Raw genomic sequence first — 19,209 nt, 5'->3', positions numbered from 1 at the left:
TGTGCACTGCATTTGAGACAACCTGGCCGAAGGAAAGGTGCAGACCTATTCGGCGGAGCGCCCTTTGCGCAGGCTGCCTCACTTCGAGTTCGGGCGTGCGGGCATGTGAATGAGTCAGGCGTGAATTTCGCCTCGTACCGTCCGTTGATAGTTCAACGGACCCGCTGCGAGAATCCCCGTCCCGGTCTTAGATCAGTGAATTCGAGAATTCACGACCTCTCCCCACGAACTCCTCCCCGCGCACCCCCACGAAGCCCGCGAAGAAGGTACACCGTGTCACGGCACCCCCTGGGATTCGGCGGCCCGCCGCCCTCTCCCGAGGCGACACCCGCGCAGGCCCAGCGACCGACAGTGGCGAACGATCCCGCGTATCTGTCGCTCCGGCACGCCCACCGGCGATTCGGAGTGAAAGCGACCGCGACTGCGGTCGGTGGATTTCTCCTCTACGTCCTGCTGTCCGGTTTCACGCCCGGTCTGATGAACCGTTCCCTGAGCGGCCATCTCACCCTGGGCCTCGCCCTGGGGCTCGGGCAGTTCGTGCTGATGGCGGTCATCGTGTGGCGCTATCTCGTCCATCTGCGTACACGGGTCACCCCCGTGGTCCGTGGTCTGCGCGGACTCGCCCGCCACCACGGGGCGACCGGCGCGGGGCGCGGCCCGGCGCACACCGAGCCACCGGCCGCCCCGTACGACCGGGGGTACCGCTCGTGGTGACGACCGGTGCCGCGGTCGTGGGCCGCATCGGCCTACAGCTGACCCTCGTGCTCTTCCTGTCCGTGGTCGTCGTGACCCTGTTCGCCGCCCTGCTCACCGCGCCTCAGCGCGACGAGATCGGCGAGTTCTACCTCGGCAACCGGGCCATGTCCCCGCTGCGCAACGGGCTGGCGATGTGCGGGGACTATCTGTCCGCCGCGACGCTCCTCGGCAGCACCGGCCTGGTCGCCCTCACCGGCTACGACGGACTGCTCTACCTCTGCGGAACCGCCGTCGCCTGGATGATGGTCCTGCTGCTGATCGCCGAACCCCTGCGCAACACGGGCAGGTTCACCCTCGGCGACACCATCGCGCTGCGCCTGCCGCGCGGACAGCGGCCGGTGCGGCTCGCGCTCGCCGTCTGTACCCTGGCCGTCGCCACCCTCTACCTGGTGGCCCAACTGGTCGGCAGTATCGCCCTGTTGACCCAGTTCACCGGCGAACCGAGTGCCACCACCCGCACGTTGTGCGTGGTCGTCATCGGCACGATCGTCATCGTGTACGCCGCCATCGGCGGTATGCCGGGCGCCACGTTCATCCAGGTCGTCAAGGCCGTGATGCTGATCTCGGGGGTCACCGTGACCGCCGTGATGGTGCTGCACCGCTTCGACTGGAACATCGACGCCCTGCTCGCCGCCGCCGCCGACAACAGCGGTGAGGGCAGCCGGTTCCTTGAGCCAGGACTGCGCTACGGCGCCAGCACCACCAGCAAACTCGACTTCTTCAGCCTCCAGTTGGCGATCGTGCTCGGCCTCGCCGCGCTCCCGCACGTCATGATGCGGCTGCTCGCCCCGAAACAGGTCGCCGTCCTGCGCACCTCGGTGGTGTGGGCCATGGGCCTGGTCAGCCTCGTCTGCCTCGCCGCGGGCATCCTGGGCCTCGGCGCCACCGCCATCGTCGGCCGGGACGCCATCGCGCAGACCGACCGCAAGGGTGACGCGGCCGTCCTGCTGCTGGCGCAGAACCTGGGCGGCGGCCTGCTCACCGCACTCCTGTCCTGCCTGGCCTTCGTCACCCTGCTCGCGGTCGCGGCCGGCCTCACCCTGGCCGCGGCCTCCTCCCTCGCCCACGACCTCTACGGCGAGGTCATCCGCAAGGGCAGGGCGAAGGAGACGGAGGAACTCGCCGTGGCCCGCCTCTCGGCCGCCGCCATCGGCATCCTCGGCATGCTGCTCGCCCTGATCGCCTGGGGCGCCAACACCGCCACGCTGGCGTTCCTGGCCTTCGCCATCGCCGCGTCCGCTCTGTTGCCGACCCTCGTCTACACCCTGTTCTGGCGGCGCTTCACCGCGCAGGGCGCACTGCTGAGCCTGTGCGGCGGACTGGTGAGCTCCGTCCTGCTCGTCGTGTTCTCGCCGGTCGTCTCCGCCACTGCCTCCTCGCTCTATCCGACGGCGGATTTCGCCTGGTTCCCGCTCCAGAACCCGGGCATCGTCTCCATCCCGGCGGGCTTTCTGCTCGGTTGGCTGGGGTCCGTACTGACCCGCCCCGAAATGCCGGAAAACTATGCCGACTTCGAGGTTCGTACGCTGGTGGGAATCGAAGAGAAGTAATCGGATGCCCGCCCCTTGGGGGAGTTGGATGGGGGACCTGTGGAGTTTTAGTCGACCGCCCTTACGGACTTGCCACGCCAACTCCCGTGCAGTAATTAGGTGGATCATGAATTTGTTCAGCCGTGGTACTCCGTTCCGCCGAGCGGAGCCCACAGTCACCCCCCAACCCCCCACCGGCCGTCCGGGTGCCCCCACCGCACTTCTCCCGGATCCCGCCCTGGCCGCCCTGACCGGTGAATGGGTCATCGACCCGGCGCACAGCAGAATCGGTTTTTCGGTACGGCACGCCATGGTGACCACCGTGCGCGGAGCCTTCGCGGAGTACCAGAGCCGGCTCTACTTCGACGGCCGTGACCCGTCCCGCTCGCAGGCGGAGATCACGGTGTCCACGGCCAGCGTCGACACCGGCGTGGAGCAACGGGACGCGCACCTGGTGGGCCGCGACTTCTTCGACTCGGCGAACCACCCGCGGATGCGCTTCAAGAGCACCGCGGTGGAACCCCTCGGTGACGATGTCTACCGGATGTCCGGCGACCTCACCATCAAGGCCACCACCCGCCCCGTCGACCTCGAACTCACCTACATCGGCCAGGTCACCGACCCCTTCGGCTACCAGCGCGCGGGTTTCGACGGCACCACGACGATCGACCGCACGGAATGGGGCCTGAACTACAGCTCCAGGCTGGCCGAGGGCGGGGCCATGGTCAGCGAGAAGGTACGCCTCCAGTTCGACATCGCGGCGATCCGCACGGCTCCCATCGGCTGAGCCCCGTTCCCCTCCGGCGATAACATCATGATCATGGCGGACTGGGAACTCCGAGCGGCATCCACGGCGGATCTCGAATCGATCGTCGAGATCCGTGCCGTCGTCATGAGGGCGGACCTCGAGCGGCTCGGGCGATACGACGGAGACCGGGTACGGCAGCGCCTGCGCGACGCGTACCAGCCGGCGCACACCTGGGCGATCGAGGTGGCCGGTGCCCTGGTGGGCTGCGTGGCGCTGCGGCCGGCCGCCGACGCCTACTGGCTGGAGCACTTCCTCCTCGCCCCGGACCTCCAGGGCCGGGGCATCGGCTCGGCCGTCCTGAGCGGCCTGCTGGAACGCCCCGACCGGGAGGGCGCCCTGACCCGGCTGAACGTGCTTCAGGGCAGCGCGGCCCGCCGACTGTACGAGCGACACGGATTCGTGACGGAGTCCGAGGACGAGGTGGACGTGTTCATGGTCCGCACCCCGGCGCCTCGCACCCCCTGATCCGCGTCAGCGACGCTGCCGCAGCAGCCGGCCGAAGCCGGCGGTCTCCAGACGCTGGGCGAGCGCGGCGCTGTCGATGCCGAACTCGGCGGCCGTGTCCGCGAGATGCCAGTCGTGCGCGGCGAGACGGCTGAGCAGGAAACCGCGCCGGACCTGGTTCTCGGAGAGCCGGAAGGTCTTGAGGTAGACGGTCCGGCCGTGCTCGTCGGTGATCGCCTCCCCGATGTGGTTGTCCTGCTTGGGACGGAACTCGGGCAGGAACCGGGAGAGCGTGAACCGTCCCATCCGCCGCACCGGCTGCCAGACGCTCTCCTGCTCCACCAGGCCGGCCGCCATGGTCGTGTCGTGGAACTCCGCCCAGCGGTCCGTCTCCTCCGCGGCTGCCGCCCGCAACTCGCCCAGCGAACGGATGCCGGTCCCGGCGATGCGCGCCCGGAAGTCCGCCACCGGCGGCATCAGCGTCGCGTAGTGGTGCACCAGGTCGCCGTACAGATCCTGGACCAGCGTCGGATGCAGCGTGCGGTAGTCCTCCGGATGCGGCACCACGAACGCGGCGGCCAGCGCGTCGGCCAGATAGACGAGGACCCCGCACTGACCGGGGTGGATCTCGAAGACGCTCAGCGCGTCCGCCAGCCCCGGCACGTGCAGCCCGAGGTAGGCGGCCTCGACGCGCGGCGAAAGACCCTGCCGTACGGCCTGCCGCGACCACTCCTCCCACGCGATGGTGGGACCGCCGAAGTGCAGGGCGAGATAGCCCTCCAGCGCGAGGTGCAGCGGCAGGAACCGCAGCCGTCGCCGGGCCTCCTGACGTGCCATCCGCCGATGGAAGTGCAGCTCCACCGCCGCCACCGACTCCTGCTCGGCCCGGCCCGCGGAGAGCTGGGTGCCGTAGGCGGCGGCGGGAGAGCCGTCCCCGGTCCACTCGGCGACGAAGCTGTGCGGGATGTAGGAGCAGTAACTGCCCTTGCGGCCCAGGTCGACCACCCCGTGACCGGCATGGATCCGCGGGTGCAGCCGCAGGTCCGCCACCGGCTCGTCCCGCACCAGCGGCACCAGCCGTACCGCACCCCACACCTGGGAGGGCCGCGTCCGCAGCCCGTCGAACAGGTCGGCGGGGGCATGGCCTTTGCTGTACGGCGTCATCGCGCACCCCCGGCCGAGGCCCGCCGTGCCGGCACGGCGGTGAGCCGCTCCGCGCGGGCGTCCAGGTAGGCCGTCAGCTCGGCCGGCCCGGTCCGCCCCTCGGCGAACTGCGCGATCTCGACGAGCGCCGGCAGATCCTCCGCGTCCCGCACGCCCGCGGTCGGCACGCTCGGGGCGAGCCGTCGTACGTCGAAGTCGTCCGCGTCGTAGACCGGGTTGAGGTGGACCACGCTGGTGCGGCGCTCCGGATCGAGGCGGGTGCGCCAGACGCGGAGCACCTCGGCGGCGAGCCCGGGCGGGGCGTTGTCCCAGCCGTCCGAGACGATGACCAGCCGGTCCGGAGCCGTCTCCAGCGCGTCGAGGATCCGCTCGCCCAGCGGGGTCGGACCCACGGGATGCGCGAGGAGCGCCTCACGGCGGCCGGAGGTCCACAGCCCGGCATAGCGGCCGGCGAGCGCTTCGAGGAGGTAGTGACAGGCGAGGGCGACCGCCAGCGGCCGACGCCGCTTCACGCCCGAACCGTAGGAGGAGAAGCTATCGTCCAGCACGGCCGTCACCCGGCCCCACGTCCCCCGGTGCGCGCCGGCCACCCGCACGGCGGCGGCCCGCAGCGCGCCGGTGAGTTCCTCGCGCCGCTCGACGCGCTCCGCGGCGGGCAGGGACAGCACATAGCCGGCGAGCCGTGTCAGCGGCATCCGCGCCAGGTCGACCCTGACCGCGTCCGCGACCCCTCGCCGCTCGGCCGTCTCCTGGAGCCGCAGCGCCTCAAGACGCGTCAGCCGGGGCGCGATCCGCTCCAGGAAGACGCCACGCGCGATGCCGTGCCTGGCCGCGAAGCCCTCGGCCACGGTGTACGGCAGCTCGTACAGGGCCGACTGCTCGTAGTGCGCCCGGCGCCAGGCCTCCAGGATCGGGGTGTCGTAGTGGGCACGGCTCAGCGGCGCGAACAGGAACGTGCCGAGCTCCCCGTCGCCCGGGGACAGATGCGCGTGCCGCAGGGCCTGCTTGAGGCCGCTGCGGTACTTGACCGCGTCGAAGGCCAGATCGGGACGGGCGGCCAGCCAGTCGCGCAGCAGCGCGCGAGTGCGGCGGTTGTTCACCCCGGCGCGGCGCAGCGCGCGGAAGAGTCCGTAGACCCGCTGGGGCGGCAGCAGCGCCAGCCGCCCCGCGATCAGCCGGCCTTCACCGCGACGCTGCTCCACGGTGGCATCGGCGGAGGTCTCCAGCAGCCTGCGCACGATCAGCGCGGCGTTGTGGTCGTTGATGTCGAGCGCCAGCACGCCCGCGTACAGATCGCGGTAGTTGCCGAGCATGTACGCGTGCAGGAAGTCGAGCGAGAGCCGCTGCGTGTCCGCGTCGGCGTGGAACTCGCGCTGCCCGGTCGCGGTGATCGCCGCGTTGACGAAGAGCAGTACGTCGTCGGCCGCGACGAGATCCCCGTACGACTCCATGCCTTTTCCCCGCCCCCTTCGGTCCGGATGCCGGCCGGGGAATGGGGGCACGAGCTGCGAATCATTGCTGTACAGGCAGGTTCCGGAAGTCGCGCCGAAGTCCCGCGGCCGGCGCTCGGACGCTAACACGCCGCCGACCTGCGGTTCCACGGCATTTACGCGGTGCCGTCCCTGCGCGCCCGCCACAGGTCGCGCAGGAGGGCGATCTCGGCCATGTGGTGGATGAACTCGAGGTTGGCCCCCGACAGCACGCCGATGTACGGCTCGTCGGCGTCGGAGCCGTACGGGTACTGGGAGAAGCCGACCGTGTCGAGCTGCTCCTCGGTCATCCGGCCGACGCTCTCGCGCCAGCGGTCGATCACCGGCCAGAACCGCTCCAGGGTCACGGCCGCCGAGGGCGAGAAGTCGACCATCAGCTTCGGATCCTGCCGCCGCTCCCCGAAGGCCCACTCCCACGCGCCCGCGAACTCGAAATGCAGATGGCCGAGGCGCCACGCGATGGTGGTGACCGGGGTCTTGTCGGGCTCCAGCGGGCCGGTGTGATCGAGGATCTCCTGGACCCGCTCCACGCTGACGCTCCAGTCGGCGGCGATCTTCTCGACGGACATGCCGGAGGCCGCCTGCCGGCCGACCTCCTCGTACTCGTTGGACGGAATGTCCGCCGCGCCGAGGTCGAGCACCCAGTCACCCGGCCCGAACGCCCTGGGCGTCACCGCCTCACCGCGCCGTCGCAGCGACCAGCAGTCGGGTACGGGCTCCCACAGGTACTCCTCGTCGCCGAGGCCGATGAGCCGGACCTGGGCCATCTCCCTGGCGCGGTCGAACTGGTCGAGCAGCAGGCTGAAGCGGTCGGTGCGTGAGCCGGGCGTGTCCATGGGGTTCCCCTCGCGGTCGTGTGTCGCGTCCCAGGTGCGCGGGCGGAGCCTATGGGCTCGGCTTCCGGCCGGGCGAGTGAATTAGCGGCCGGGGAAGTGAGGTTGTGGCGGCGCGGCCTAGGCTTTTCCCGCCACCGGACCGACCTGGAGGAACACCGCCGTGTCCTACCCCGCCGCACCCCCGTACCCGTACCGCGATGCCCACGATCCGGACGAGGCACCCGCACCGCACGCCCTGCTCAAGCCGGTGCTCGGCCTGCTGGGTACCTGGCACGGCCGGGGCCGGGGCGGATATCCGACCCTGGACGGGGACTTCGCCTACGCGCAGGAGGTCACCTTCAGCCATGACGGCCGGCCCTTCCTCCGCTACGAGGCGCGGGCCTGGCTGATCGACGCGGACGACACGCCGCTGCGCCCGGCGGCCCGCGAGAGCGGCTGGTGGCGGCTCCAGCCGGACGGCCGGGTGGAGGCCCTGATCACCCAGCCCACCGGTATCGCGGAAATCGCCGTAGGGCACGCGGAGGAGGGCGCGGTCGACCTGTCCACCCACCAGGTGGCCCTCACCCCGACGGCCAAGGAGGTCGAGGCCACCCGCCGCCGCTACACGCTCACCGGCGAGGACACGCTCACGTTCGTCCACGATCTCGCGGCGGTCGGACAGCCGTTGCAGCACCATCTCTCGGCACAACTGCGGCGCGGGAGTCAGGGCTGACCGCTGCCCGCGAAGGGTTCACCGTGGTGGGCGGCCGGGATAAAGTCCCCCGACCGAATTCCGGCACAGCACAGTTCACCACGGGGGGATCTGCCATGACCGGTACCGACGACGGTGCCTACGAGGGTTTCACGGCCGAGGAGCGGGCCGCGATGAAGGACCACGCGCGGGAGATGAAGACGGCCGCGCGGCGGCGTTCGAACGCGGACAAGGCGGCGGAGGCCGAGAGGGACGTGCTCGCGAAGATCGCCGAGATGCGGGACTCGGACCGGGTGATGGCCGAACGGGTGCACGCCGTTGTCGCCGCCGCCGCACCGGCCCTCGCGCCCAAGCTCTGGTACGGCATGCCGGCCTACGCGCGGGACGGCAAGGTCGTCTGCTTCTTCCAGAGCGCGGAGAAGTTCAAGGCGCGCTACGCGACGCTCGGTTTCAGTGATCTGGCCCATCTGGACGAGGGCACGATGTGGGCGGCCGGGTTCGCTCTGACCGAGGTGACGGCCGAGGTGGAGGAACGGATCGGCGCGCTCGTGAAGCGCGCGGTGGGCTGAGGCGGCAGGAGGGGCGCGGGCCCCGGGCGGGCCCGCGCCAACACGGCGGGGAACTCCGACCGTTGACCACCGGCGACATCGATTGTTCGGCCTGTCGGACATTGTTCGAAACCTCTTGACGCTGCCCCACAACCCGATTGACACTCTCGCAACACGACGTCATCCAGCCGAAACGTCAGGGCGCCCTTGGCCGAGGCGCCTGTTCCCGGCTGACTCCCGCTTGCCCTCCGCTCCCCCCCCGTCAGCCATGCCTCAGCAGGGAAACCCCACATGACGCACCTCGCACGTCCGCGTACCCGCGCGAGACGCTGGGCGGGCCGCCTCGCGGGCCTGACCGCCGTGTCGCTGCTCCTGGGCCTCGCCGCCCCCGTCACCTCCGCGACCGCGGCGACCGAGGCCGGATCCGCGGACGCCACCCACGGCCTGGCCCTCTGGTACAAGCTCGACGCCGCCTCCGGCAGCACCGTCACCGACGCCTCCGGCAACGGCCGCGACGGCACGGTCAGCGGCACCGCCGACTGGTCGGGCACCGGCCAGGGCCTCGCCTTCAACGGCTCCGACACCTACGTCAAGGTGCCGAACGACGTCATGAAGGGCATGGCCTCGATCACCGTCTCGACGGACGTGCTGATCGACTCGGCGCAGACCACCCCGTACTTCATCTACGGCTTCGGCAACTCCAGCGCGAGCAACGGGAACGGCTACCTGTTCACCACAGGCAACTCGTACCGCACCTCGATCGCGACCGGCAACTGGTCGACGGAGCAGACCACCAAGCCGTCTGACGCGCACAACCTGACCCGCGCGGTGTGGAAGCACCTCACCTACACGCAGACCGGTTCGACGGCCGTGCTGTACGAGGACGGCGTCGAGGTCGGCCGCAACACCTCGGTCACCATCACCCCCGGCGCCATCGGCTCCGGCACCACCACCGCCAACTACATAGGCAAGTCCGTCTACTCGGGCGACAAGCTCTTCAAGGGCCGCGTCCGCGACTTCAGGGTCTACGACCGCGCCCTGGACGCCGCCGAGGTCGAGCAGCTCTCGCTCCCCGTGGCCACCCAGGGCGTCGCCGACGACAAGGCGGCCCTCGACCTCGGCGACACCGGCGCCGTCACCGCCGACCTGGACCTGCCGAAGACCGGCACGGCGGGCGGCTCCGCGATCAGCTGGGCCAGCGACAACACCGCGGCCGTGTCGGACACCGGAAAAGTGACCCGCCCCGCCGCCGGTGCACCGAACGCCCACGCCACGCTCACCGCGACCCTGAAGAAGGGCACCGTGACCGACACCAGGACCTTCGAGGTCACGGTGCTGCCCGACTTCGACGACCAGGCGGCGACGGAACAGGCCGCCGAGGCCCTCAGCGTCCACAACCTCGACGACGTACGCGGCAACCTCACCCTCCCCGCGAACGGTGACTACGGCACCAAGGTCGCCTGGTCCTCCGCGAGTTCGGACGTGATCACCGACGACGGAGTCGTGCACCGGCCCGCGCACGGCGACGGCGCCACCAGCGTCGAACTGACCGCCACCGTCACCAAGGGCGACGCGAAGACGGCCCGCACCTTCACCGCGAAGGTCCCCGAACTCCCGAAGCAGGAAGCCCTCAAGGGCTATATGTTCAGCTACTTCACCGGCGAGGGCACCTCGGACGGCGAACAGCTCTACTCCGCCCTCAGCAAGGGCGACGACCCGCTGAAATGGCGGGAGTTGAACGACGGCAAGCCCGTCCTGACCTCCACGCTCGGCGAGAAGGGCCTGCGCGACCCGTTCATCATCCGCTCCCCGGAGGGCGACAAGTTCTACCAGATCGCCACCGACCTGCGGATCTACGGCAACGGCGACTGGGACGCCTCCCAGCGCACCGGCAGCAAGTCCATCATGGTCTGGGAGTCCACCGACCTCGTGCACTGGACCGACCAGCGCCTGGTGAAGGTCTCCCCGGACAGCGCCGGCAACACCTGGGCGCCGGAGGCCTTCTACGACGCCCAGCTCGGCGAGTACGTGGTCTTCTGGGCGTCGAAGCTGTACGACAACGAGGCGCACTCGGGCGACACGTACAACCGCATGATGTACGCGACCACCCGCGACTTCTACACCTTCAGCGAGCCCAAGGTCTGGATCGACCGCGGCTACTCGGTCATCGACTCCACGATGATCCAGCACGACGGCACCTACTACCGCCTCTCGAAGGACGAGCGGAACAACAGCTCCTCCACCCCCAACAGCAAGTTCATCTTCGAGGAGAAGAGCGACTCGATCCTCAACCCCTCCTGGACCGCCGTCGCCGAGGGCATCGGCAAGGGCGCGATGAGCGCCGCCGAGGGACCGCTGGTGTTCAAGTCGAACACCGAGGAGAAGTGGTACGCGTTCCTGGACGAGTTCGGCGGCCGCGGCTACATCCCCTTCGAGACAACCGACCTCGACTCCGGTGTCTGGACCCCGGTCGCCGACTACGACCTGCCGTCCAAGCCGCGCCACGGCACGGTCCTGCCGGTCACCCAGGCCGAGTACGACCGGCTGCTGCGCGCCTACCAGCCCGACCAACTCGTGGAGAGCGTCGAGGACATCCAGGTGAAGACCCGGACCGGTGAGGCCCCTGTCCTGCCGGCCACCGTGATCGCCACCTACGCCGACGGCGTCAAGCGTCCCGTCGCCGTCGCCTGGGAGGACGTCCCGGCGTCGAAGTACGCGCAGCCCGGCACCTTCACGGTCACCGGCAGCCTGCCCGACGGCGCCGCACTGCCGGTCCAGGCGGAGGTCACCGTCTCGCAGGAGGGCCCGGACGTTCCCGCCGACCTGCTCCTGGAGTACGGCTTCGACGAGACCGGCGGCAACATCGCCCGCGATGCCAGCGGCCACGGCTACCACGGCACCTACGCCCGAACTCCCGCCTTCGGCACCGGAGTCGACGGCGGCTCGTTCAAGATGTCCGGCGACGCCGGCACGTCCCCGTACGTGAAGATCCCCAACGGCGTGCTGAAGAATACGGACAGCGTGACCGTGTCGACGTACGCCAAGTGGCAGGGCGGCGCGAGCTTCCAGTGGCTGTTCGGGCTCGGCCCCGACAGCGACAAGTACCTGTTCGCCACCCCGTCCAACGGCGGCTCCAGCCTCTACTCGGCCATCACCAAGGCGAGTTGGTCCGCCGAGTCGAAGCTGACGGCCGGCTCGCAGCTCACGCCCGGTGAGTGGCGGCATGTCACGGTGACGTTGGACGGCTCGACCGGGATCATGGTCCTCTACGTCGACGGCATCGAGGCCGCCCGCACCACGACCGGCATCAAACCGTCCGAACTGTACGACGCGAACAAGGACTACAGCGGCTACATCGGCCGCTCCCTGTACTCGGCCGACCCTTACTTCGCCGGCGAGGTCGACGACTTCCGCATCTACGACCGCGCTCTGTCGGCCGCGGAGGTCATGGAGCTCAGCGGCAACACCGCGGGCATCGCCAAGGCCACGCAGCCGGATCTGAAGGTCGACGCGATCATCGACAACGCCGACAGCAGGATCACGCTACCGCTGAAGGAAGGCGCCGATCTCACCTCGCTGGCACCGGAGTTCACCCTCGCCCACGGCGCGGCGATCAGCCCCGCCTCCGGCAGCGTCCAGGACTTCACCAAGCCGGTGACGTACGAAGTGACGGGCTCCGACGGCAGGAAGCGCACCTGGACGGTCTCGGCGCTCGTCATGAAGAGCCCGGTCCTGCCCGGCCTCAACGCCGACCCGAACATCGTCCGCTTCGGCGACACCTTCTACCTCTACCCGACCACCGACGGCTTCGACGGCTGGAGCGGCACCCAGTTCAAGGCGTACTCCTCCACCGACCTGGTCCACTGGAAGGACCACGGCGTCATCCTCGACCTCGGCCCCGACGTCTCCTGGGCGGACAGCCGCGCCTGGGCGCCGACCATCGCCGAGAAGGACGGCAAGTACTACTTCTACTTCTGCGCCGACGCCAACATCGGTGTGGCGGTGTCCGACTCGCCGACCGGCCCGTTCAAGGACGCTCTTGGCCAACCCCTGCTGAAGGCGGGCCAGTTCAGCGGCCAGATGATCGACCCGGCCGTGTTCACCGACGACGACGGGACCTCGTACCTCTACTGGGGCAACGGGCATGCCTATGTCGCTCCGCTGAACGCCGACATGGTCTCGATCGACACCGCGAAGATGAAGGACATCACCCCCAGCGGCTACAACGAGGGCTCCTTCGTCATCAAGCGCAAGGGCACCTATTACTTCATGTGGTCGGAGAACGACACCCGGGACGAGAACTACCGGGTCGCCTACGCCACCGGCTCCTCACCCACCGGACCGTGGACCAAGCGCGGAGTGATCCTGGAGAAGGACCTCTCGCTCGGCATCAAGGGCCCCGGCCACCACTCCGTCGTCCACGTCCCGAACACGGACGACTGGTACATCGCCTACCACCGCTTCGCCATCCCCGGCGGTGACGGCACGCACCGTGAAACCACCGTGGACAAGCTGGAGTTCGACGCGGATGGCCTGATCAAGAAGGTCGTTCCGACGCTCACCAGCGTCGACCCGGTGACCATCGTGCACGCCGGTCCGGACGTCGAGGGCACCGAGGGCGACTCGGTCGCGCTGAACGGCACCCTCTCCGGGGCGGGCAGCCCCAAGTGGACGGTCGAGAACGGCGCGCCCTGCACCCTCGCCGATCCGGCGGCGGCGCGGACCACGCTCACCTGCACCGACGACGGCACCTACACCGTCACCCTGACCGGCGGCCGCAGCAGCGACACCGCCACCGTGAAGGTCGCCAACGCGGCACCGGCCATCACCTCCGCCACCGGGCCCAAGTCCGCGGTGTCGGTGGGCAGGACCGCCGTCGTCACCGCCGCCTTCACCGACCCGGGCACCTCCGACACCCACACCTGCACCGTCGACTGGAGGGACGGCGGCGCACCGCAGTCCGGCAAGGTCACCGCCACCGGTTGCCGGGCCGAGCACAGCTACACCAAGGCCGGCATACGCCGCCCGGTGCTCACCGTCACCGACGACGACGGCGCCTCGGACGACACGACCCTGCCCGAGCTGATCGTCTACGACCGCTCGGCCGGCCCCGCCTTCGGCACCGGCGTCTTCACCTCCCCGGCCGGCGCCTACCCCGCCCGCCCGGACCTGACCGGCAAGGCCGCCTTCTCCTTCGTCGCCCTGTACGAGAAGGGGGCCACCGTTCCCACCGGGCGGGCGTCCTTCGACTTCGGCGCGGCCAGGCTGAAGTTCCGCTCGACGGGCTCCGACTGGCTCGTGGTCACCGGCTCCCAGGCCGCCTACCAGGGATCCGGCACGATCGACGGCAAGAGCGGATACGGGTTCCGGATCACCGCCACCCCGGACACGATCCGCGTCAGCATCTGGAAGAAGACGGGCGGCGACATCGTTTACGACAACGCCACCAGCCCGAAGATGACCGGCATCATCACCATCGGCGTCGCCCGACGGTGAACCGGGCACCGGGCGGCGCGGGCACCGACAAGGGCCCGCGCCGCCCGCCGTCCTCACCCGTCCAGGAGGCCCCGCCCATGGCAGCGCTGGAGATCGACGCCCTCGTGTTCGACGTGCTCGGCACCCTCGTCGACGAACCGGCGGGGCTCCGTACCGCCATCCGCGCGCTCGATCCCTCGCTCGACGAGACCGGAGTCGAGGAGCTCCTCGTCCTGTGGCAACAGCACGTCGAGCGCGAGCAGCGCCGCGTCGTGGACGGGGCCAGGGCCTATGTCACCAGCGAGGCCATCGACCGGGAAGCGGCGCAGCTGGTCGCCGACGCGGTCGATGCCGACGCGACCGCGCTCGCCCTGGCGGCTCGCCGGCTCCCGCCGTGGCCCGACACCGTGGCAGGACTGGCCCGGCTCGCCGAACGGTTCCCGCTGATCGGCCTGTCCAACGCGAGCCGTACGGCCCTGCTGGGGCTCAACGCCCATGCCGGACTGCGCTGGCACCAGGCCCTGTCCGCCGAGGACGCCCGGACGTACAAACCGGATCCGGCGGTCTACCAGCTGGCGGTCACCGTGTCCGGGCTGGCGCCGGAGCGGCTGCTGATGGTCGCCGCCCACGCCTGGGACCTGCGTGGAGCCCAGCGCCTGGGCCTGCGCACCGCGTACCTCGCCCGCCCGGTCGGCGACCCGCCCGCGCCCGAGGACCGGTTCGACCTGTACGCCGACGGCCTGGCCGAGCTGGCCGACCGGCTCGACAAGCCGTAGACCCGGCGGAGGCGACGACGACCCGGACGTATGGTGCCCCTCATGAGCGCACCCGCCCCGGATCCGTCCTCCTCTCCCACCGCCCCCAGGGCCCGGGACATCGGCCTGGGCGTCGGTGATCTGCCCACGGGAGCGCACAACGCGCTCACCGACGTGCCCGGCATCCGGGTGGGACACACCACGCTGATCGACCCGCCGCGGGTGCACAGCGGAGTCACCGCGATCGTGCCCGAGGGGGTGAGCCCGGCCCGACCGTTGCCCGCTGGAGTGTTCGTGGGCAACGGCTACGGCAAGCTGCTCGGCAGTACACAGGTGGCCGAACTCGGCGCCCTGGAGACGCCGGTGCTGCTCACGTCGACGCTCTCCGCGTTCCGGGTCGCCGACGCCCTGGTCGGCTGGACACTGGACCGGCCAGGGAACGAGGGCGTGCGGAGCGTGAACCCGGTGGTGGGGGAGTGCAACGACGGGCTGCTGTCCGACATCCGCTCCCGCCCGGTCCGCGAGGAACACGTCCGGGCCGCACTGGCGGGCGCGTCCGGCGGGCCGGTGGCCGAGGGATGTGTGGGGGCGGGGACGGGGACGGCCGCGCTCGGCTTCAAGGCCGGTGTCGGCACCTCGTCACGGCGGCCGGTACTGGCCGGCCGGGAGGTGACGCTGGGAGTGCTGGTGCAGGCCAACTTCGGTGGCACGCTCAGGATTTCGGGCCGTACGGTCACACCCGTCGACGTGGGTCTGCCCGACCCGGACGCCGGCCCCAACCGTGGTTCCTGCATGGTCGTGGCCGCCACGGACGCACCGCTCGACGCCCGCCAGCTGACCCGGGTGGCCCGCCGCGCGGTCTACGCGCTGGCCCGGGTCGGCGCCGGGTACGGCCACGGCAGCGGGGACTACGGCCTCGCCTTCGCCACCCGTCCCCTGGGCGAGGCCGCCGGTCCGGCCGTACTGCCGGACGACCGGCTCGACCCCCTGTTCGTCGCCGTGCTCGACGCCGTGGAGGAGGCCGTCCTCAACTCCCTGCTGACGGCCACCACGATCACGGGTCCGCACGGGCGGACGCGTCACCCGCTGCCCGCGGGGCCCCTGCTCGACCTGCTGGGACGGGCGGGCTGAGCCGTCCCGCGCGGGGTCAGTGCGAGCGGGCCGCTGCGATGAAGGCGGCCATCTTCTCCCGGCTCTTGATGCCCGGCGCGGTCTCGACGCTGCTGGAGACGTCCACCCCGTACGGGGCGAACGCCTCGATCACGCCCGCCACATTGCGCTCGTCGAGGCCGCCCGCGATCACGACCCGGCCGGGAACGTCCCTGACCCACTCGGGGATGTCCGCGAAGACGCCGCTGCCCGTGCTGGCGTCGTAGAAGAAGTACTGGAGGGCCTCCGGACGCTCGGGCGGGGTGCCGGACGCGAGGGCGAGGTTCGGGATGTCGACCATCTCGTAGACCTGGATCGTGTCGAAGTGCTCGGCGACGGCGGCCGTCTCGGCGTGGGCCAGGGCCACCGCGAACGACGGAATCCGTCCTCGGGCGTGGGCGGCGAGTTCCACCGCCCGTTCCGGCGGGCAGTAGCGCTTGCTCTTGGGTGTCACCACGATCCCGATGGCGTCGTACCCCAGCTCGATGGCCCAGTCGATCTGCTGTTCCTGGGTGAGTCCGCACACCTTCACGAACCCGCCGGACCCCGTCGGCCGCCCGCTCATTCCGTCTCCTTCTCGCACATGTCACGAAGCTGTGCTCACCGTATGCGCAGGCCGACCCGGTGGTTCCCGCACCCCGGCGGACCGGCGCGGGATAGCTGCTGAGACGTCCTTACGTGTGACAGTCCGACGGAACGTTTTCGTCCCCCGAGCCGCGGACTTACACTCGCCGCGACACACGGGAGGGGCTCATGCGCAGAGTGCGGAAGGACCCCGAGGAGCTGCGCGGAGACGTCTTCGGGCGGGTGCGCGTGACCCTGGTCGCCGGTGTGCTGGCGTGGGTCGTACGGGCCTATGGGCTCGGTGACTGGCCGGACGGGTGGCCGTACGTGGAGTTGGACGTGCCCGACCGGTTCTTCACGACCGTGACGGCGGTTCTGGGACTGGTGGGGCTGGGCTTCCTCGCCGGGACGGCGGTCGCCTTCGGCCAGTGGCGCACCGCGCGCAGATACGAGCGCTGGGCCCGGGACCCCGAACTGGCGGCGCTGGTACCGCCGGAGGCCAGACACGACTCGGTGCGCCGCTCGGGACGGCTGAGCGTGCGGGCCGGTTACTGGACGGTGGGTGTCTTCCTGGGCTCCTGGGCCGCCGTGATCCTCGCCGCGCTGGCCCTCTACGGTGTGCTCGTCCTGCTGGGCGAGGCGCCGACGCAGGAGGACGACAGTCGACTCGGAAAGCTCTACACGGGCGTGTTCCTGGGGCTGTTCGCCGCGGCCTGTCTGGTGCCCGCCGTCGCCCAGCTCCGCCGCTGGTACAGCTCCCGCACGGTCGAGCGGCTCTCGGAGGACCCGAACCTCGTCGGACTCACCCTCTCCCACCCGGCGTCGGTGTCACCCCGCCGAGCCTCCGCCATCCCCTCCCTGGACGTCAGGTTCCAGCCGCCGATGACAGGCCGTTACGCGGAACTGCGTCAGGTCACCCGGGAGAAGAACGTGATCGACCGGCGGCCCTGGCGGATCGCCTATCTCCGCCTCTTCGACAACGAACCGCGCGTCCGTGACTTCATGCGCGGCGCCTGGCGCGAGTTCGGGTACGTCCATCTGATCCGCAGCGCCGCCTCGGTGTCCCCCGCGGAGCTGCGGGAGGCGCATCGGCTGGGGACCGGCAAGATGTTCATCAACACCCGGGCCCGGATGTCCGAGGAGCTCTACCACCAGCCCGTCCACCCACTGGCCCGCGGCCGCCACCGGCTCGTGGGTGCCGCCCGGGGCGCGGTCCTGGTCAAGGACGCGTACGGCAGTTATCCGGTACGTGCGCTGCTGTGTCACGGCGGCTTCTGGAAGTCGGCGGTGGACACGCTGCTGGCCCACGTGGACCTGGTGGTCATCGATCTGTCCGGCTACCGGCGGGAGAACGAGGGCACCCGGTTCGAACTCCAGCGGGTCATCGACCGGGTACCCGTCCATCGTTTCGTGCTGCTCACCGACGCGTCGGGCGACCGGGCCTTTCTGGAGGCCCAGATCCGGGAAGCCTGGTCGCACATGGCGCACGGCTCCCCGAACGCCGGTTCCGGGCAGCGCGAAATCCTCGTGGCGCAGACCAGTGACCACGGCCGCTACTGGAGCGTCCGCCTGGGCCTGGACGTCGCCGCCCGGACGCGCCCGCTGCTCGTCCACCTCCACAACCGGCTGACCAGGGCCGAGTCGCGTTGAGCCGACGGCACTGTCAGTGCCCGTCACTAGGGTGGTGGGCACACCACGCGGGGAGGCAGCGATGCGCAGGCCGGTCGAGGGCGAAGTGTTCGTTCACTACGGTCAGATCTATGTCGAGAGCGACCCGGACACCTTCGGCCCGGATCTCGGCGAGGGGTTCGCCGGACAGAGCGCCGGACTGTGCGGCGCCGCGATCCCGGGGTCGCTGTGGCTGACGACCGGGCTGCACACGGGTGACGTCGGCTTCACCGTGGAGGTCCACGAGGAGCCGCCGCCGCTGGACCCACGGTGGGAGGACGTGGTGGAGGTGTCCTTCCGCCCGGCCTCGGCGGAGAGCCAACTGGTGCAGTGGGCGGGCGAAGACATGTGGGAGCTGGACCTGGAGGAGACCGACTACCGGGTGCGCTACTGCGCCAGGGGCATGGACGAGGCGAACAGGAAGGACACCCGGCTGGACTCCGAGCCGCCACTGGACTCCTATCTGCTTCAGTTCTGGCCCGCCCCGCCGGAGGCCGACCGCATCCTCAAGCAGACGTCGCAGATCGCCGCCTACTGGCACGGCTTCGCCCGTGAGCAACCGCCGCCGCCCACCCCCGCCGAGCGGGCCGAGGCCGAACGCCGCGAACGGCTGGAGAAGGAGCAGGCCGAGCGGGAGCAGCGGCTGGCCCTGGAACGCTGGGAGTGGGGTGGGCAGTTGCCCAGCGAGGCGCTGCGCGCGGTCCGGGGCAATGTCTCGGGTCTGGTGCGCTTCGATCCGTCCCTGGTCCATGCGATCGACGCCGCCGGTCCTGAAGTCCAGTGCGCGGTGGCCGTGTTGGCGGCTCGGCGGGCGTGCGAGCAGTCCGGCCTCACCGCCCTCGGCTGGGTGACCGACGCTCTGGCCGAGCTGGCGGAAGGGCGCCCGCTGCCACCGCCCTTCGACGACTGGGACCGCATGTGGCGGACCCTGGCCGACGACCCGCACGCCCCGGACGGGACGGTGGGCGAGGCGGTCCCGCCCGAGCGACCCCCTTTCCAGCCGCCGACGCGGCAACCGGGGGTGCAGACCTGGTCGGAGCAGGCGGTGGTCGGCCCCGCGACCGCCGTCGTGGAACAGGCCGCCACGCGTCGGCCCACAGCCGGATCGGCGACCATGGCGGTCACGTTCGGCGCCCCGGAAGCGTCCCGGCGGATCTCCCAGCCGCACATGGCGCTCCCCGCGCTGATCGGAGCAGGGGAGGCGGACCCGCTCCGGGCCGCGCTCGACGCGGTGTTCGCGGGCGTGGTCACCTACGGCGAGGACTATCCGAGATTCCTGGAGGAGGTCCGGTCGGTACTGCCCCCGGTCGACCCCGCGTCATAGACCCTGTG

15 protein-coding genes are annotated in these 19,209 nt (G+C 70.6%); 11 read left to right on the top strand and 4 right to left on the bottom strand.

The genetic code is table 11. From position 1 onward, the window contains the following. The first annotated feature begins 273 nt into the window (after positions 1 to 273). The 4 genes from OG866_RS03350 (at position 274) to OG866_RS03335 (ending at position 3,558) form a co-directional block, all read left to right on the top strand. Positions 274 to 714 carry a DUF485 domain-containing protein gene (locus tag OG866_RS03350; protein ID WP_329331845.1) on the top strand — a complete coding sequence of 147 codons (441 nt, stop codon included), beginning with the start codon at positions 274 to 276 and terminating at the stop codon, positions 712 to 714. After that, on the top strand, positions 708 to 2,306 hold the full coding sequence (locus tag OG866_RS03345) for a solute symporter family protein (protein WP_329331844.1): 1,599 nt from the start codon (positions 708 to 710) through the stop codon (positions 2,304 to 2,306). The genes OG866_RS03350 and OG866_RS03345 overlap by 7 nt, the downstream gene beginning before the upstream one ends. A gap of 106 nt (positions 2,307 to 2,412) precedes the next feature. Next, the gene (locus OG866_RS03340; RefSeq protein WP_329331843.1) at positions 2,413 to 3,072 is read left to right on the top strand and encodes a YceI family protein; all 660 of its coding nucleotides are present in this window, start codon (positions 2,413 to 2,415) and stop codon (positions 3,070 to 3,072) included. Positions 3,073 to 3,105: 33 nt separating this feature from the next. Then, positions 3,106 to 3,558 (top strand): GNAT family N-acetyltransferase, encoded by a 453-nt coding sequence (locus OG866_RS03335; protein WP_329331842.1) that lies wholly within the window; start codon positions 3,106 to 3,108, stop codon positions 3,556 to 3,558. 6 nt (positions 3,559 to 3,564) lie between these two features. Here OG866_RS03335 and OG866_RS03330 read toward each other — a convergent pair whose 3' ends face one another. From OG866_RS03330 to OG866_RS03320, 3 genes are all read right to left on the bottom strand, one after another. Beyond that, entirely contained in the window at positions 3,565 to 4,701 is a 1,137-nt protein-coding gene (locus OG866_RS03330; RefSeq protein ID WP_329331841.1) for an ARPP-2 domain-containing protein, read from the bottom strand. Continuing rightward, entirely contained in the window at positions 4,698 to 6,152 is a 1,455-nt protein-coding gene (locus OG866_RS03325) for a hypothetical protein (protein ID WP_329331840.1), read from the bottom strand. The genes OG866_RS03330 and OG866_RS03325 overlap by 4 nt, the downstream gene beginning before the upstream one ends. A 155-nt stretch (positions 6,153 to 6,307) precedes the next feature. Continuing rightward, complete coding sequence (locus tag OG866_RS03320; protein WP_329331839.1) at positions 6,308 to 7,027, bottom strand: DinB family protein; 720 nt, start codon at positions 7,025 to 7,027, stop codon at positions 6,308 to 6,310. A gap of 160 nt (positions 7,028 to 7,187) precedes the next feature. On the opposite strand from OG866_RS03320, the gene OG866_RS03315 reads away from it, so the two are divergent. The 5 genes from OG866_RS03315 to OG866_RS03295 all read left to right on the top strand — a co-directional run bounded on the left by OG866_RS03315 (position 7,188) and on the right by OG866_RS03295 (position 15,627). After that, complete coding sequence (locus tag OG866_RS03315) at positions 7,188 to 7,739, top strand: FABP family protein (protein WP_329331838.1); 552 nt, start codon at positions 7,188 to 7,190, stop codon at positions 7,737 to 7,739. Between the two features lie 95 nt (positions 7,740 to 7,834). Then, the gene (locus OG866_RS03310) at positions 7,835 to 8,287 is read left to right on the top strand and encodes a hypothetical protein (RefSeq protein ID WP_329331837.1); all 453 of its coding nucleotides are present in this window, start codon (positions 7,835 to 7,837) and stop codon (positions 8,285 to 8,287) included. A gap of 270 nt (positions 8,288 to 8,557) precedes the next feature. Next, positions 8,558 to 13,762, top strand: coding sequence for a family 43 glycosylhydrolase (locus OG866_RS03305; protein ID WP_329331836.1), 5,205 nt, complete (start codon positions 8,558 to 8,560; stop codon positions 13,760 to 13,762). A 77-nt stretch (positions 13,763 to 13,839) separates the two neighbouring features. Next, positions 13,840 to 14,517, top strand: a complete 678-nt coding sequence (locus tag OG866_RS03300) for a haloacid dehalogenase type II (protein ID WP_329331835.1) — start codon at positions 13,840 to 13,842, stop codon at positions 14,515 to 14,517. A 42-nt stretch (positions 14,518 to 14,559) separates the two neighbouring features. After that, a complete protein-coding gene (locus tag OG866_RS03295) occupies positions 14,560 to 15,627 on the top strand; it encodes a P1 family peptidase (RefSeq protein WP_329331834.1) in 1,068 nt (355 codons plus the stop codon). 16 nt (positions 15,628 to 15,643) lie between these two features. Here the strand turns inward: OG866_RS03295 and OG866_RS03290 are convergent, their stop codons facing one another. Further along, complete coding sequence (locus OG866_RS03290; protein WP_329331833.1) at positions 15,644 to 16,210, bottom strand: phosphoribosylanthranilate isomerase; 567 nt, start codon at positions 16,208 to 16,210, stop codon at positions 15,644 to 15,646. 188 nt (positions 16,211 to 16,398) lie between these two features. On the opposite strand from OG866_RS03290, the gene OG866_RS03285 reads away from it, so the two are divergent. Together OG866_RS03285 and OG866_RS03280 are read left to right on the top strand one after the other, a co-directional pair. Beyond that, positions 16,399 to 17,859: a hypothetical protein gene (locus OG866_RS03285; RefSeq protein WP_329331832.1), complete on the top strand. Its 1,461-nt coding sequence runs from the start codon at positions 16,399 to 16,401 to the stop codon at positions 17,857 to 17,859. A 61-nt stretch (positions 17,860 to 17,920) separates the two neighbouring features. Further along, entirely contained in the window at positions 17,921 to 19,201 is a 1,281-nt protein-coding gene (locus tag OG866_RS03280; RefSeq protein WP_329331831.1) for a hypothetical protein, read from the top strand. The last annotated feature ends 8 nt before the right edge of the window (positions 19,202 to 19,209 follow it).

Source organism: Streptomyces sp. NBC_00663 (genome assembly GCF_036226885.1).
Taxonomy (GTDB): Bacteria; Actinomycetota; Actinomycetes; order Streptomycetales; family Streptomycetaceae; genus Streptomyces.
The sequence above is the reverse complement of the archived record's forward strand: the minus strand, read 5'-3'. Positions and strand labels throughout refer to the sequence as shown.